The 15,437-nt window shown below is 53.8% G+C and carries 12 protein-coding genes; 6 read left to right on the plus strand and 6 right to left on the minus strand.

The window, feature by feature from the left end; genetic code table 11:
• Nucleotides 1-209: 209 nt before the first annotated feature.
• Nucleotides 210-887 (plus strand): D-lyxose/D-mannose family sugar isomerase, encoded by a 678-nt coding sequence (locus ACTU44_RS21435; protein ID WP_462096332.1) that lies wholly within the window; start codon nucleotides 210-212, stop codon nucleotides 885-887.
• A gap of 100 nt (nucleotides 888-987) precedes the next feature.
• Here the strand turns inward: ACTU44_RS21435 and ACTU44_RS21440 are convergent, their stop codons facing one another.
• Nucleotides 988-1,944, minus strand: a complete 957-nt coding sequence (locus ACTU44_RS21440) for a TPR end-of-group domain-containing protein (protein ID WP_258548613.1) — start codon at nucleotides 1,942-1,944, stop codon at nucleotides 988-990.
• A 177-nt stretch (nucleotides 1,945-2,121) separates the two neighbouring features.
• Between ACTU44_RS21440 and ACTU44_RS21445 the strand changes: the two genes are divergently transcribed.
• The 3 genes from ACTU44_RS21445 to ACTU44_RS21455 all read left to right on the plus strand — a co-directional run bounded on the left by ACTU44_RS21445 (nucleotide 2,122) and on the right by ACTU44_RS21455 (nucleotide 4,817).
• Entirely contained in the window at nucleotides 2,122-3,234 is a 1,113-nt protein-coding gene (locus ACTU44_RS21445; protein WP_462097445.1) for a GGDEF domain-containing protein, read from the plus strand.
• Between the two features lie 72 nt (nucleotides 3,235-3,306).
• Complete coding sequence (locus tag ACTU44_RS21450) at nucleotides 3,307-4,491, plus strand: BaiN/RdsA family NAD(P)/FAD-dependent oxidoreductase (RefSeq protein WP_462096333.1); 1,185 nt, start codon at nucleotides 3,307-3,309, stop codon at nucleotides 4,489-4,491.
• 134 nt (nucleotides 4,492-4,625) lie between these two features.
• A complete protein-coding gene (locus ACTU44_RS21455; RefSeq protein WP_336083253.1) occupies nucleotides 4,626-4,817 on the plus strand; it encodes a PLD nuclease N-terminal domain-containing protein in 192 nt (63 codons plus the stop codon).
• A 64-nt stretch (nucleotides 4,818-4,881) separates the two neighbouring features.
• Here ACTU44_RS21455 and ACTU44_RS21460 read toward each other — a convergent pair whose 3' ends face one another.
• Together ACTU44_RS21460 and ACTU44_RS21465 are read right to left on the minus strand one after the other, a co-directional pair.
• On the minus strand, nucleotides 4,882-6,648 hold the full coding sequence (locus ACTU44_RS21460; protein ID WP_462096334.1) for a TRAP transporter permease: 1,767 nt from the start codon (nucleotides 6,646-6,648) through the stop codon (nucleotides 4,882-4,884).
• Between the two features lie 73 nt (nucleotides 6,649-6,721).
• Nucleotides 6,722-7,678, minus strand: a complete 957-nt coding sequence (locus ACTU44_RS21465; protein WP_114097189.1) for a TAXI family TRAP transporter solute-binding subunit — start codon at nucleotides 7,676-7,678, stop codon at nucleotides 6,722-6,724.
• Nucleotides 7,679-8,115: 437 nt separating this feature from the next.
• On the opposite strand from ACTU44_RS21465, the gene ACTU44_RS21470 reads away from it, so the two are divergent.
• Together ACTU44_RS21470 and ACTU44_RS21475 are read left to right on the plus strand one after the other, a co-directional pair.
• The gene (locus ACTU44_RS21470; protein ID WP_462096335.1) at nucleotides 8,116-9,552 is read left to right on the plus strand and encodes an MFS transporter; all 1,437 of its coding nucleotides are present in this window, start codon (nucleotides 8,116-8,118) and stop codon (nucleotides 9,550-9,552) included.
• Between the two features lie 230 nt (nucleotides 9,553-9,782).
• A complete protein-coding gene (locus ACTU44_RS21475; protein ID WP_462096336.1) occupies nucleotides 9,783-11,975 on the plus strand; it encodes a malate synthase G in 2,193 nt (730 codons plus the stop codon).
• Nucleotides 11,976-12,081: 106 nt separating this feature from the next.
• On the opposite strand, the gene map is transcribed toward ACTU44_RS21475, so the two are convergent.
• The 3 genes from map to pcaG all read right to left on the minus strand — a co-directional run bounded on the left by map (nucleotide 12,082) and on the right by pcaG (nucleotide 15,436).
• Nucleotides 12,082-12,831 carry a type I methionyl aminopeptidase gene (map, locus tag ACTU44_RS21480; protein ID WP_114096983.1) on the minus strand — a complete coding sequence of 250 codons (750 nt, stop codon included), beginning with the start codon at nucleotides 12,829-12,831 and terminating at the stop codon, nucleotides 12,082-12,084.
• Between the two features lie 98 nt (nucleotides 12,832-12,929).
• Entirely contained in the window at nucleotides 12,930-14,600 is a 1,671-nt protein-coding gene (locus ACTU44_RS21485; RefSeq protein ID WP_336083262.1) for a GGDEF domain-containing protein, read from the minus strand.
• Between the two features lie 206 nt (nucleotides 14,601-14,806).
• Nucleotides 14,807-15,436: a protocatechuate 3,4-dioxygenase subunit alpha gene (gene pcaG / locus ACTU44_RS21490; RefSeq protein ID WP_114096981.1), complete on the minus strand. Its 630-nt coding sequence runs from the start codon at nucleotides 15,434-15,436 to the stop codon at nucleotides 14,807-14,809.
• Between the last annotated feature and the right edge of the window lies 1 nt (nucleotide 15,437).

Below are 15,437 nucleotides of genomic sequence, written 5' to 3' on the forward strand. Positions count from 1 at the left end.
CTCAGTGTATCGACAGAAAAAGCGGCAATAGAGAGGCATCGTTTAGCAGACACCGCTCCCTGAAATCTGTTTCCAGCTCTGTTTTTGAATGCATTCAAAAACTATCGCTTTCTGATATCCGTCATGTTAAAACCGCGCCAACAGTTTAAGGGCCAGAACATTGTTCCAGTATCTGACCCATACCATCCATAAGCCACAAGAGGTCTTCCATGCTGCGTTCTGAAATCAATGCCTGCATCGAGCACGCCAAAGAGCTGTACGCATCCATCGCATTCAAACTGCCGGAATGGGCACATTACAGCCCGCAACAGTGGGACGCCGAACCTGATCTTGCGAAATGGTGCCGCGGCCATCAGATGGGCTGGGACGTGACCGATTATGGCGAAGGCAATTTTGACAAACGCGGCCTGATTCTTTTCTGCCTGCGCAACGGCATCCTGCGTCAGCCGGGCGAAGTCCCCTATGCCGAAAAGATCATGATTGTTGGCGAAAATCAGGAATGCCCATGGCATTACCACAAGGTCAAAATGGAAGACATCATTGTACGTGGCGGCGGCAATCTGGTGATCGAGCTTTGCAACCTGACCGAAGACGGCCAGATGGATCGCGTCAATGACGTTCATGTCCGCACCGATGGGAAGCTCAACATCCTTCCTGCCGGTGGCAAGGTGATTCTTGAACCGGGACAGAGTGTCACGCTGCCGCGCACACTTGTTCATCGCTTCTATGGTCAGGAAGGCAAAGGCCCGGTCATTGTCGGCGAAGTATCGCAGGTCAATGACGATCTGACCGATAACTATTTCTTTGATTGCGATGCACGCTTCACCAAGATCGAAGAAGACGTCGCACCGATCCATCCGCTTTGGAACGAGCTGCCTTCCGCATAAGGCATCCGACCTTCAGATTGCAAAAAGCCCCGCAGTTTTGCTGCGGGGCTTTTTCATTTTCGACGCGACCCGTATTACCCCGACACCTTGGGGTGTAAAATCATTCTGCAGGTTTCGCATCATTCTTGTCGCCAAGAATGTCCTCGAATTCCTTCATATCGCGAAGGGGTTCGAATTCTTCTTCGGTCCAGGCTGGTTGTCGCATTGATTCAGAAAGTTCCACCGCACGCTGCAGATCGGCAAGGGCTGCTTCGCGGAAGCCAAGACCGGCATTCGCACAAGCACGCTGATAGTATCCGTTGGCATTTTCCGGCGCCTCGGCCAGCAGCCTGTTGCACAGGCTGAGCGCCCAGTCACGATCCCCCAGTTGCAAGGCAGCGTCGGCCTTATAGGCCATGACTTCGGGATCGCCCGGTGCCAGTTCGAGAATCTTGTCATAGGTTTCGATTTTTGAGCGCGGGTTTGACAGCTGGTTGGCTTGCAGCCACAAGGCATGGATGGTCTGGGTCCGTTCAATTTCGTGCTGATGTTCGTTGATGACCCTGGATTTCAGGCGCAGTTCATCTTCAAGCGATGAAAGGCGCGCTTCGAATTCTTCGGACAGACGATGCAATTCCGTGTCGGCCAGATTTCGCACGCTTGATTTCAGTTCGCGCAAGGATTGCCAGCCCAGCATGGTCAGAAGCGCACCGACCGCTGCAACAAAATAGAAGAAATAGGTCACCGTATTGGACGAATAGGAAATTGCCTTGTCGATGGCTTCCAGCTGACGATTGACGACTTCACGCAAAAGTTCTGCGCGCATGCCCTGCATCTCGGTGCGCAGGTTTTTAAGTTCGTCGAGAACATAACGCTCCATCAATGGCGGCATGTTTGATCGTTCTGCCGGATCAAGTGGTCTGAAATCAATGCCATCAGGTGGCAGGGGGCTTTCCGTCTGTGACTTGCTATCGCCATCGGTCTGCGCAAAGGCGTGATGGTTTGCCCCGCCGATGAGCAACACGCCCGTCAGAAGAACAATCCTGATGACATCCCTGAATTTCGACATTGTTTGCATGCCCTTTGTTTCCTGCCCTTTGAATGATCTGAACATAGCTTTCCGGAATGAACAAACCATAAAACCCGGGCTCGACACCTCCATAAGAAATCACTGATCCAAATCAAACCTGCACAACTGGAAAGAGAGTATTCTGCCCGTTCCGACACATAATCAGGAATATCTTCCAGGTTGGCCATGCACACATACGGTCTTCGTCACGAGAATGCCCAGCAACATTCCAAGAGTGCGCTTACCCTGATGGCGCAACTTGGTGTGGTTCCGCATCCTGACAATTTTCTGATCTTCTATTCCTACATCGCGGGTACCAACCCGGATATGAACCAGACTATCGATATTCTGCTTAGCAACAATTGCGAGTTTGACGAACTGCAATGCAAGGCGATCCATGACCGCTTTTTCGGTGCTGAACGTGAACGCAAGATCATTGGCAGGATTACCGAGGACTTACGCCTCCAGATCAATGATACCCTGTCAAACGTGCAGAAAATCGGTATCGATACCAGCAAATATGGCAAGGCACTGGATCACTTCTGCGACTACATCGCCAGCCGAGATTTCAGCAATCTTGAAGACTCGCTTGACAGTCTTTTGGGAGCAACCCGGCAGATGGAAGGCGCAAATCACAGCTTTGAAAACAGCCTTGATCATAGCTCGACGGAGATTTCCCGTCTGCGTCAGGATCTGGCAAATATGAAGCGCGAAGCCATGACCGACGGGCTGACCGGCATTGCCAATCGCAAGGCGTTCGATCAGCAACTGCGTAAAGAAGCGATGTCTGCCATGGAGCATGGCAAGCCCATGAGCTTGCTGTTGCTTGATATTGATCACTTCAAAAACTTCAATGACAATCACGGCCATCAGGCCGGTGATCAGGTCATTCGTCTGATGGCTGAATCGCTTCAGCGCAATGTCAAGGGACAGGACCTTGCCGCTCGTTACGGAGGCGAGGAGTTTGCCATCATCCTTCCGGGAACCGGACTGGGATGCGCCAAACAGTTCGCCAATCTGCTGCGACAAAGTGTTGAAACCCACAAAATCGTCAGTAGAACGACAAACAAGGTAATCGGCAGCGTCACCGTCTCTATCGGTGTTGCCACATTCAAGTTTGGCGAGCCACTTGTCCGCCTGATCGAGCGCGCGGATCAGGCCCTTTATCATGCGAAATCAAAGGGCCGTAATCAGGTTGCAAGCGAACGCGATATCGCAACAGACACCGCCGAATGCAGTCCCGACGTAACGCAGAACAAAAGCGTCGACGGCAAATCAGCAAATCAGCGTTGCGCCTGAGAACGCTGACAACACCCTTATTTCCACGTATAAGGCTGGCCAACTCATCCAATTCAAACTGGTCTGGTTTACGTGAAAAAAATTGATGTTCTGATCATTGGCGCAGGTGCGGCTGGCCTGATGTGCGCGATCGAAGCTGGCAAGCGCGGGCGTTCTGTCGTCGTCGTTGATCATTCCGCCAAGCCCGCAGAGAAAATTCGTATTTCCGGCGGCGGGCGGTGCAACTTCACCAATATCCATACCAGCCCGGAAAACTTCATTTCCGAGAACAAGCGGTTCTGTGTATCGGCACTTAAACGCTATACGCAGCATGATTTTCTGGATCTGGTGAACAGCTACAATATCACCTGGCACGAGAAAACGCTGGGGCAGCTGTTCTGCGATGAGTCATCCTTCCAGATCATTGACATGCTGCTTGATGAATGTGATGCGGCAAATGTTGAAATCCGCCTCAATACCGAAATATCAAACATCATGCGGCGTGATGATGAAGGTTTTGACGTCACCACGCGCACCGGTGCACAATGGACCTGTCAGTCCCTTGTCGTTGCCTGTGGCGGATTATCAATCCCGAAAATCGGTGCGACCGGGTTCGGGTATCAGATTGCCCGCCAGTTCGGGATCAATGTTATCCCGACCCGTGCGGCGCTTGTACCCTTTGTCTTTGACCCGGACCTGCGCGCCAGAACCGGTGAACTTTCAGGCATCTCGGTGGATGCGATTGTTGGCTGCAACAAAAAGCAGTTCCGCGAAGGATTGCTGTTTACCCATCGCGGTCTGTCTGGCCCGTCGATCTTGCAAATTTCGTCCTATTGGAACGAAGGTGACAGCATCTCGGTTAACCTGAACCCGGAAGAAGACGCGTTCGATCTTTTGAAATCGGCCAAGGCCGAAAATCCGAAACAGGCCGTTCATAATGTTCTGTCGCGCATTCTGCCAAACCGGCTCGCACAGATGATTACTGCCCGCCACAGACTTGAACGCCCGATTGGCGAAACCGGGGACAAGGCGCTGCGCAAACTTGCCATGGATGTCAACCAATGGTCGGTTACGCCAAGCGGGACAGAAGGTTACCGCACTGCCGAGGTTACGGTTGGCGGGGTAGATACCAATGCCCTGTCATCCAAAACCATGGAAGCACGCGATGTGCCGGGCCTTTATTTCATCGGTGAGGTCGTTGATGTGACCGGCCATCTTGGCGGGTTCAATTTCCAGTGGGCCTGGTCATCGGGCTGGTCGGCCGGGCAGGTTGTCTGATCACTAATCTTTGTCCCTGATTGACTGCCAAGTTAAGCCATCAAGTTACCCCGCACGGGAACAACGGCGGTAATCAACCGTTTATCCTTCAGGCGCGGCCATGATCGCCGCAGCAATAATGATGAGGTTGGAACATGGTTGAGTATGGTGGAATTATTGGCCTGTTGGTTCTGATTGCCGACGTATGGGCCATCGTCAATGTGATGGGCAGCGGTGCCAGCACCGGATCGAAAGTCATCTGGACCGTGCTTATTCTGGTCTTGCCGGTACTTGGTCTAATCATCTGGCTGTTTGCCGGGCCGCGCAGTGGACGCGCATCCGCTTAGAAAACGCTTTTCGGCAAGAGCAAAACAAAAAGGTCGACAGGGTTCCCTGTCGACCTTTTGCCATTCAGATTCCCGCAGCAAAGATGGCTATGCCGCCAACTGCAACCAGTGCGGAACGTATCACTGCAGAGCGCGGCGAAATCAAACCAAACGATATGGCTGTCAAACCAACCGCGACCTTAAGCCCCGCGGCAATGGCCCAGACCGGATCATTGGCCAGATCAATCAGCGATGCGTTGGCGATCATCGCCAGTGGCACGATGTAAAGGCCGACACCAAGCGCCATCGCCGTTCCGGCAACCTTGAGCCAGTTTTCCTCGACCATGCCTGCGGCAATGAACACGGCCCCGCAGACCGGCGGCGTGATGGTTGAAAGCAGCGCAAACCAGAACACAAACAAATGTGCCTGAAGCGGTTCAAGCCCAAGCTCGATCAGGGCCGGTCCCGCAACCGACACACAGATCACATAGGCCGCCGTCGTCGGAACTTCCATCCCAAGGATCAGACAGGCCAGTGCCGTCAGCAACAAGGCCGGCCACAACATGCCGCCAGATCCTGAAAGCAGAAGCGAGGTGATCTTGATCCCAAGCCCGGTCAGTCCCAGAACACCGATGACAATCGAGGCACACAGAATGATCGACCCGATCATTGCAACCTGACGTCCGGCATTCAGGCAAACATCGGTAAACCGGTCTTTTGCACGCTTGAGATCAAAGGTCAGTCCGGCATCAAAGAACAGCAATGCTGCACCGGCCATCAAAGCAAGACATGCAGCATATTGCGGTGTGTAACCCCCGCCAAACATCCCCCACAGCAGGATTGTAAAGGGGACGAGGAAGAAACAGGACGTAATGACAACCGCGCGCATTTGCGGGCGATCTTCCTCGGGAACGCCGGGAAGGTCATAGCGCTGGGCAAAGGCATTAATCCCGACCCAGACGGCCAGAAAATAAAGGATCGCCGGCAGGATCGCCGCCACCATGATATCGACATAGGGGCGTCCGGTCAGCTCGACCATCACAAAGGCACCTGCCCCCATCAATGGCGGCATGATCTGGCCACCCGATGACGCAACGGCCTCGACCGCAGCTGCAAGACGTTTGGGATAACCAAGCCTGGTCATCGCAGGAAGGGTAATTGCCCCGGTCGATGCCACATTGGCCGATGCCGATCCCGATATGGACCCGAACAATGCCGATGACACCACCGATACCTTCGCCGCACCACCCTTAAGGCGTCCGGCCGCCGCACCGGCAACATTCATGAAGCCCTGCCCGGCTTCACCGGCATTCAGGACGGCACCAAAAATTACAAAGATCGCGACGATGCTGACCGAAACACCGGTCAGGCTGCCCCAAAGACCACCCTCGGCAATGGTCAGAGTGCCAAGCATGCTTTCGACCGGAAGACCGGCATGACCGAACTCGCCGGGAATGTATTCGCCGTAAAGTGCGTAAATAAGAGCAATCGCAGCAACCAGCGGCAAGGGCCATCCAATCGCCCGGCGCGCCATTTCAAGCACGATAAGAAGAAGTGCCGAAGCCATCGCGATCTGGCCATTGCCCATCAGGAATCCGTACTGATCCCCAAGTGCGGACTGATTGAATACGATCCAGCCACAGCCAATCAATCCGGTCACGGTCAGAATGATGCCCGAAATCTTTTGTGCAGGTGTTTTCGCAACAAAGATCAGCGCCCATGGCAAGGCAAGCGCCATATGGATCGGTCGACTGACAAGGTTGGGAACAAGGCCGGAAAAAATCAGCCAGAGATGAAATGCAATCGAGATTGCACCAAGGGTAATCCAGAAGGGGCGAGAAATGGCCGACATGTTTATTCAGTACGTTTGATAAAGAATGGCCCGGCAAGACTGCCGGGCCTGTCATATGCGATAAGATCAGGTCCTAGCGCTGATCGTCACGGATCGGGAAGCCTGCCTCGGCATAGTAACGCAGGGCACCTGCGTGGATTTTGCCGGTAATATTGGCAAGCATTTCCGGCGCAACACCATTCCACCAGGAAGAGCTTTCACCCATTTTGGCTTTCTGTTCCCAGAAGGTCCGGGTTAGCTGATAGGCAGTATCGTCATCCATCTGGTCGGTTGCAAAGGCAACAACCGAAAGCGACGCCGTGGTGATGTCCTGATCCTGATTGGAATAGGTACCTGCCGGAATAACCGTCTTGTCGCGTTTGGTCAGAGCAAGCTGTTCGTCAGATAGCGACAGAACATTTACATCTGTGCCAGCCGCTGCTTCGATGACGTTCGGTGCTGGCCAGGAGCCCGCCGTGACGAAACCGTCAATCTGACCATTTTTAAGCGCAGCAACGGCGTTCGACAGTTCGGCATCTGCCAGATTGACCTTGCCTTCAAGACCAAACAGCTTGAGGTATTTTTCACCTTCGCTTGCACCGAAGGATCCCTTGCCAAGCAGAATGGTTTTGCCCTCAAGACCCGGGAAATCGGTTACGCCGGAATCTGCGCGCATCACGAAATGCATGGTCAGGGACGGGATCGGGAACAGAGCACGGACACCGGCGAATTTTTCAGCCGGGCGGTCCTTGAACGGGCCTTTGGCAGCCTGTGCCAGACCGACCAGACCGGGCGGGGAGGTAAACACATAATTGCCCGGACGCACCATGGCTTCCATGACGTTCTGGACCGAACCCTGACTTTCTTCGACAGTGACGATCACATCGCCGTTGGTGCCGACTTTCATTGCTTCGGCAAACTGGGCAGCCATCTGGTAATAAGACGACGCTGCCTTGGCCGATTTAAGGGTTACACGGGTTTCGGCCTGTGCCGCAGTCGCCATGGACAGTGCCATCACACCGGCGGCAATAGCGCCAAGAGTACGTTTCATTTTCAAGGTTTCCTCCCCTCGTATGGTGATCCACCGGTCGGCTTTGACTGCCGAACTTGAAGGTGAACCGTTTCGCTGGTGGCGAAATCGCGCAAAATCCAGCCCGGTTTCGGGATGGTTTTGGCAAAAAGAACCAAATTCCCGGTCATAGAAAGCATCAATCGCGTCAAGGTCAAGCAGCTTGTTGGCATGACCGTCCATTGATTGACCACCAAGCAGTCCGCATTTCACATGCCAGTTGCGCAAAACAGGCACTGTTCGCGGTTAGGCTTCGCGCTTAAAGGATGCGATGAATTTGCACGGGAACTTATTGTGCAAGCCAACGTTAGCTCCAAAATGGATGACAATCCTTTTGCCTCAACGGCTTGTTTGGATTGACATGCTTTGCACCCATACCGCAGGGTATCATTACCCCACAAAACTCAGACGAGGATGCCATGCCGCGCTCGCCGGTCGCACTGATCATTGCACTGTCAGCCACATTATTTGCGGCATTTGCGCTTAATAGTGGTGCGTCACTGCAATCATCACTTTTGGCTCTGCGCGCCTCGTCCGAAGGATTCGCACCGATCTTCACCGGTATCATCATGGCATCCTATTATATCGGGTTTGTTGCCGGAATCGTCTGGGGTGCCAGTCTTGTCAACCGGGTGGGGCATATCAGGACATTTGCCGCACTGGCATCAACCGGGTCAGCTATTACATTGCTGCATGCAGTCATCGTTGATCCGATTACATGGTCGCTGTTTCGCGCATTAACCGGTCTTTGTGTATCGGGCCTGTATCTGGTGATTGAAAGCTGGCTGAATGCACAGGCTGATAACACGTCACGCGGCGGCACAATTGCAATATACATGACGGTATCACTTGGCGGGCTTGCGATTGGTCAGTTGTTGCTCAATGTCTCGCCAATTGACAGCTTTGAGCTGTTTACCGTCGCCTCGGTCTTGCTGTCGCTGTCTTTGGTGCCGCTTGCCCTGACCCGTCAACCACCACCGACCGCAGTCAGTGGCGAGCGCATGACATTCCGTCGCCTTTACAATATTTCCCCGCTTGGCTTTGTTGCCGCGTCGGGTGCTGGCGTCCTGTCGGGCGCGGTTTATGGTGTCGGTCCGGTCTTTGCCGCCGACCTTGGTCTGCCGACACAGGATGTTGCCTATTTCATGTTCTTTGTCATTCTGGGCGGCATGATCATGCAGTTCCCGATTGGCAAGATATCGGACATGGTGCCGCGCCAGTATGTGATGATCGTGGTTTTGCTCGGACTTGCGATTTGTGGTCTTCTGCCACTGGCAGCCCCGGAAATGATCAGAAACAACCTGACACTCTGGGGCGGGATCACCGGCGTCTTTATCATGCCGATCTATGGATTGGCTGTGGCCTATGTGAACGACTATCTCGAACCCGAGGATATCGTCCCGGCATCGGGTGGTCTTCTGATTATTTATGGTGCGTCGGCCGCCACCGGCCCACTTTTGGGTGCCAGTGCCATCGGGCAGATGGGCCCGTGGGCGCTTCCGGTATTCTTTGCAATCATCGGTGTCTGCGTCGCAAGTTTCGCGATCTATCGTGCCGGCTTTGGCCGTCGCATCAGTATCGAGGAACAGGGACAGTTCGTTGCCGTACCACGCACAACGCCGATGGCGTTTGAATTATCCCCGATCACCGATGATCCGGGCCATATCGAACCGGATGGCAGCACACCGGGAAACCAGACGTTGGATGCCGATGAAATCGCCGGGATGATGACACCGGATGGCACCGCGCATCCTGATGACATCGGACAAGTACCGGTTGACGGACAAGTGCAAGCAACTGGTGTTGCAGATAAAAACGAGCAGGATGATACCGGTTCAGACAAACCGCGCGGCTGATGCCATCACCTGATATGATGTCTTTGATCCCGGCATGGATGCACAAATCCGTACCGGGTTTAATTCCATAATACGGAAAACATCCCAAAATAATAAAACCGACTGTGGACCCATCGGGGATTCAACCCATATGTTGTGGCAAATGAAAGCGCGGAGACGTGACGAGGATGTCGCCCATATTCGGACAGACACCCACACCCGCGGCGGTTCCAAGTCTGGTGAGAGAAAACATGACCCAACGTATTCAAAAAGGCGGCCTTCAGATTGCAACGGTTTTGCATGATCTGGTTGCCAATGAAATCATTCCCGGAACCGGGATCGATGCCGATCAGTTCTGGGCATCTTTTGAAAAACTCGTCACCGAGCTTGGCCCGCGCAACAAGGCGCTGCTGGCAAAGCGCGACGAACTTCAGGCAAAGATCGACGAATGGCACCTGTCACGTCAGGATCAGGCCCGCGACCCGGCCGCCTACAAGGAATTCCTGACCGAGATCGGTTATCTGCTTCCGGAAGGTGATGATTTCTATATCGGCACCACCAATGTTGATCCGGAAATTGCCCGCGTTGCTGGCCCGCAGCTTGTTGTGCCGGTGATGAATGCACGCTACGCACTCAATGCAGCCAATGCGCGCTGGGGCAGCCTTTATGATGCGCTCTATGGCACCGATGTGATCGATGATGCCGATGGCAAGGAAAAGACCAAGGGCTTTAACCCGAAACGTGGTGCTGCTGTTGTGGCCTATGCGGCGGACTTCCTCGACAAGGCAGTGCCGCTTGCCAGCGGAAAACATGCCGATGCCGCAAAATACGAAGTCCGCGAAGACGGATCGGGTTGGTGGACGCTGGTCGTGACCCTGACTGATGGCAGCGAAAGTGCGCTGGCACAGCCTTCACAGTTCATCGGTTACAACGAAAAGAGTGGTGCGCTTGCGGAAATCCTTCTGCGCAATCACGGCCTTCACATCGAAATCCGCATTGATCCGACCCATCCGATTGGCAAGGAACATGCCGCGGGTGTTTGCGATGTCATTCTCGAATCTGCACTGACAACCATTCAGGATTGCGAGGATTCAGTCGCCGCCGTTGATGCCGAAGACAAGACCCTTGTCTATCGCAACTGGCTTGGCCTGATGAAAGGCACGCTTGAAGAAAAATTCGAAAAAGGTGGCAAGACAGTTACCCGTCGCCTGAATGCAGACCGTTCCTATCAGGGATTTGACGGCAACGAAGTCGTTCTTCCGGGACGCAGCCTTATGCTGGTGCGTAACGTCGGCCATCTGATGACCTCGGATGCGGTGCTTGATGCCAATGGCAATGAAATCCCCGAGGGATTCCTTGATGCCATGATCACCGGCCTGATTTCCAAGCATGATGTGGAAGGCAAGAACGAGCTTTCCAACTCCCGCCATGGCAGCGTCTATATCGTAAAGCCGAAAATGCACGGCCCCGAGGAAGTCGCCCTGACCAATGATCTGTTTGCCTTTGTCGAAGGTGCGATCAATGTTCCGGAAAACACCCTTAAGGTCGGCATCATGGACGAGGAACGCCGCACGACGGTGAACCTCAAGGAATGCATCCGTGCTGCAAAAGACCGCGTTGTCTTCATCAATACCGGCTTCCTTGATCGTACTGGTGATGAAATCCACACCAGCATGGAAGCTGGTCCGGTTGTCCGCAAGGAAGCCATGAAAGACCAGTACTGGATTTCGGCTTATGAAAACTGGAACGTTGATGTCGGTCTGGAATGCGGCATGAAGGGCATTGCCCAGATCGGTAAAGGCATGTGGGCCAAGCCGGACCGTATGGCAGAAATGATGGTTGCCAAAATCGGCCATCCAAAAGCCGGTGCCAACTGTGCATGGGTTCCGTCGCCGACGGCCGCAACCCTGCATGTCATGCATTATCACCAGATTGATGTGCGCGCCGTACAGGACGAGATCGGCAAACGTGAACGCGCAAGCCTTGATGACATTCTGGCGATCCCGCGCATGGGTGACACCAAACCGATGCCAAGCGAAATTCAGGAAGAACTGGATAACAACGCCCAGGGTATCCTTGGCTATGTTGTCCGCTGGATCGATAGCGGCGTGGGTTGCTCCAAGGTGCCAGATATCAATGATGTCGGCCTGATGGAAGACCGCGCGACGCTTCGTATTTCAAGCCAGCATATTGCAAACTGGCTCCATCATGGCCTGTGCACCGAAGAACAGGTGACGGAAACCATGAAGCGCATGGCAGCCGTCGTTGACAAACAGAATGCTGGCGATCCGACCTATCGCAACATGGCCCCGAACTTTGATGACAGCGTTGCCTTTGCAGCGGCCTGTGATCTGGTCTTCAAGGGTCGCGAACAGCCAAACGGCTATACCGAGCCGGTCCTGCATGCCCGCCGCCGCGAAGCCAAGGCGAAATACGGCGCATAAGCAACCCGCTTATAGACCAACCAAAAATAAAAGCCGCCCGGATCATTCGGGCGGCTTTTTTGCTGCAAAAGATGCTGCAACATGAATTGCAGCATTCCTGACTCTCTTATCCGCCCAGCGTCATGATCTCATAGCCCTTATCGGTCACGACAAGGGTATGTTCATACTGAACAGTGGCATCACCGGTATCGGCAAACAATGTCCAGCCGTCATCTCCGTCCAGCGCCCATTTCGCGCCATAGGACAGGAACGGTTCGATTGTGATCACCTGCCCTTTTTTAAGCGAGCGGCGTTCCTTGGGATCATCCCAGGTCGGAATGGTATGGGGATGTTCATGCAGGGATTTGCCAATGCCATGGCTGGCAAGGTTACGAATCAGGGTATAGCCGCCCTTGCGGGCAAAGCTTTCGATCTTAAGACCGATTTCGCGGATCGGGGCCTTGTCGCGTACGACCTTGATGCCCGCCCACATTGCTTTTTTGCCATCTTCACACAGCTTGACGATTTCAGGCTTTGGCGTGCCGCAAATGAAGCTGGCACCGGTATCGGAAAAATATCCGTCAAGCGACGCCGATACGTCGATATTAACCAGATCGCCATCAGCCAGAACCTGATCACCGGGAATGCCGTGTGCCACGGCTTCGTTCACACTGATACAGGTCGCACCCGGAAACTTGTATTCGGCCTCAGGTGCGGAAACAGCGCCCGCATCTTCAAGGATTTTACGACCGATATGATCAAGTTCCGCGGTTGTAATACCGGGAACAACGGCGGCCCCCATCACGTCGCGGGCGCGCGCGCAAATTCGGCCGATCCGACGCAGATGGTCGAGATCTTTTTCTGATGAAACTGTCATGAAATGCTTATTACGACGCCCTGAACCAAAGTCAAGAAACCTGTTCTAGTTGCGTTGGCCGCAACCACCCGCGACCTTTAGACCAAACAGTCACTCGATTATGCGCAGGACGACGAATTGTCTGTCAGGTCTTCGATATCGGAAAACACGATGTATCCGTTCTTGCCCCGCGCCTTGGCGGCATAGAGTGCCGCATCGGCATGTTCCAGAAGCTGCTCAGGTTCGCGGTTGTCATTGGGATATAGTGCAATACCGATGCTCATACTGATCGAAACACGGTTCCCACCGGTAATGAACGGCATCAGAATTTCATGAAGGATGCGCTCGGCCAGTATGGCGGCTTCCTCCTTGCCATTCTGGTCGATATGGCAAACCAGCACCATCTCGTCACCGCCCAGCCGTGCCACCAGATCACCACCGCGCACACAACGGCGCAGGCGTTTTGCGACCTCGCGCAGGACATCATCGCCTGCGGCGTGACCAAACCGGTCATTGATCGGCTTGAAGTCATCAAGATCAAGCATCAGAACCGCGATCTCGGCCCCCTTGCGGTCCGCACGCGCAACTGCATGCTCAAAATAGACATCAAGTGCCAACCGGTTGCCCAGACCGGTCAGTTTGTCATGGTGTGCGATACGTTTCATTTCACCAAGTGCGGCATCTTTTTCGGTCAGCTTGGTCAATAGTGCCTGCAGGTTTTTTGACAGAATGTTGATTTCCCGTGCCCCGCGCACATCGGGAAGATTGCTGATTTCGCCACGCTTCATGGCTTCGATGCCATCGACCATCTTGCCAATAGGCCCGACCAGAAATCCCGCAGCCCACCATGCAATGGCGCTAAAGACCAAAGCCAGAAGCAATCCCCACAACAGGATATCGCGGCGCAAGTCATAGACTGGCGCCAAAGCGTCCTCGACATGCTGTCGAACAAGAATGGACCAGCTCAGCCCTTTGTAATCGAGATGCCCGTCTGCCGGGGCATAACCGGTCAGATATTCTTTCCCGTCAGACCAAGTGCTTATTTTCCAACCAATATGCTTACTCTGTGCTTCACTCAACGCATCCAGGGAAAGCTTGGAACCAACCAGATTGCCATCACCCCCCAAAAGCACCGTCCCATCCTGCGAGATCACAAAGATATCGACATTCTGATGAATGCCCTGTCCGCTAAACAGGGACTTGCGGACGGCATCGGCCCATTCCCAGCTCAGATGGGTGGCAAGAACACCGGTGAATTCGCCACTGTCATTGACAAGTGGGACGGCGATATCAACGAACTGGATCGGTTCGCCATTATAAAGCGGGAATTTTTCGGCAAGCAGTTTGGCATCGTGAACATCGCCGATGAACTGACCATTTTTGCCATATTGGAAAACCGGGCGCTGGGCGATATTGGCCCCAACCAGCAGATCATTCGTCGCGGCAACTACCGTGCCGTCGCGATCCAGCACACCGATCCAGGTAAATATAGGAATTTCATGGCGTAACCGGTTGATAATAGAACTGATTTCGCGGACGTCCTGCATCTCGCGCAATACGCGTAATGTGCTGAGAACAGAAACCTCGCCACGGTGTGTCCACATCGTACGGTCAAGCTCGTCAGCCATCTGAAGCGCAATATCAGAAACCCCGATGCCAATCTGGTTTTGCAAATCCGCCCCAGAGCGCTTGCTGATGACAAAGCTCATCAGCGCCGCCAAACCAACAACCAAAAGCGCGGTTGCCAGTGCAACTTGCACACGGATTCCGACCTCAAAGACCTTAGCCAAGGCTGATCCTCTCACTCTCCAAAACCGGGGTCCGTTTTTGTTGTCTGTCGGCCCTCGGTGCGACGGGTTGACCCACCACGTCAGCAATGTTGGGAATATAAGAATTGCAGAGACGGTTTTGAAGAAGAAGTTCCAACAAAAAATGGCAGCCATTGAGCATGACTGCCATTCCTTAAAATCAGCCAGAATGCCGGTTTAAACGCCCGTCAGACATCGAAAAACACGGTTTCGTTTTCACCCTGTAAAACAATGTCGAACCGATAGACCGGCACAGGACCGCTATCATCACGGTTGGCAATCAGGGTTTTGCGTCGTTCGGTTTGCTCAATCAGGTTCAGGACCGGATCAGTGGCATTCGCTTCCTGCTCATCGGCAAAATACATCCGGGTGTTCAACCCGATATTGATGCCACGTGCGACAATCCAGAAATTGATATGCGGGGCCATATCCAGACCATTGCGCCCCGATACCACGCCGGGCTTGATGGTTTCAAACCGATAGACAGCGGTATCGAAATCGGTCCCTGCACGGCCCCAGCCACGGAAACGCTCGTCGATCTGGCCTTGCTTCTGACGGTCAAGTTCATGGTTATAGCGCCCGTCTGAATTGGCTTGCCAGATTTCCAGAAGCGCATCGCGAAGCGGCGTGCCTGTTCCGTCAATCACCCTGCCTTCGATGATGATCCGTTCACCCCGGGTGTTTTCATCGGCCATGATATTGGTGAAGTTGTTTTCAAAAATATCAAAGCCGGCCTGTTTGGGGATCAGTCCGATATGAACATAGGGCCCCGCCGTCTGGGATGCGGTTTCTTTGAGATAATCAAGTGACTGCACCATG

Source organism: Thalassospira sp. SM2505 (assembly GCF_054901115.1).

Coding starts and splice junctions, on each gene's coding strand:
- ACTU44_RS21435 (WP_462096332.1), top strand. CDS start 210: ATGCTGCGTTCTGAAATCAATGCCTGCATCGAGCACGCCAAAGAGCTG.
- ACTU44_RS21440 (WP_258548613.1), bottom strand. CDS start 1,944: ATGCAAACAATGTCGAAATTCAGGGATGTCATCAGGATTGTTCTTCTG.
- ACTU44_RS21445 (WP_462097445.1), top strand. CDS start 2,122: ATGCACACATACGGTCTTCGTCACGAGAATGCCCAGCAACATTCCAAG.
- ACTU44_RS21455 (WP_336083253.1), top strand. CDS start 4,626: ATGGTTGAGTATGGTGGAATTATTGGCCTGTTGGTTCTGATTGCCGAC.
- ACTU44_RS21460 (WP_462096334.1), bottom strand. CDS start 6,648: ATGTCGGCCATTTCTCGCCCCTTCTGGATTACCCTTGGTGCAATCTCG.
- ACTU44_RS21465 (WP_114097189.1), bottom strand. CDS start 7,678: ATGAAACGTACTCTTGGCGCTATTGCCGCCGGTGTGATGGCACTGTCC.
- ACTU44_RS21470 (WP_462096335.1), top strand. CDS start 8,116: ATGCCGCGCTCGCCGGTCGCACTGATCATTGCACTGTCAGCCACATTA.
- ACTU44_RS21475 (WP_462096336.1), top strand. CDS start 9,783: ATGACCCAACGTATTCAAAAAGGCGGCCTTCAGATTGCAACGGTTTTG.
- map (WP_114096983.1), bottom strand. CDS start 12,831: ATGACAGTTTCATCAGAAAAAGATCTCGACCATCTGCGTCGGATCGGC.
- pcaG (WP_114096981.1), bottom strand. CDS start 15,436: ATGGTGCAGTCACTTGATTATCTCAAAGAAACCGCATCCCAGACGGCG.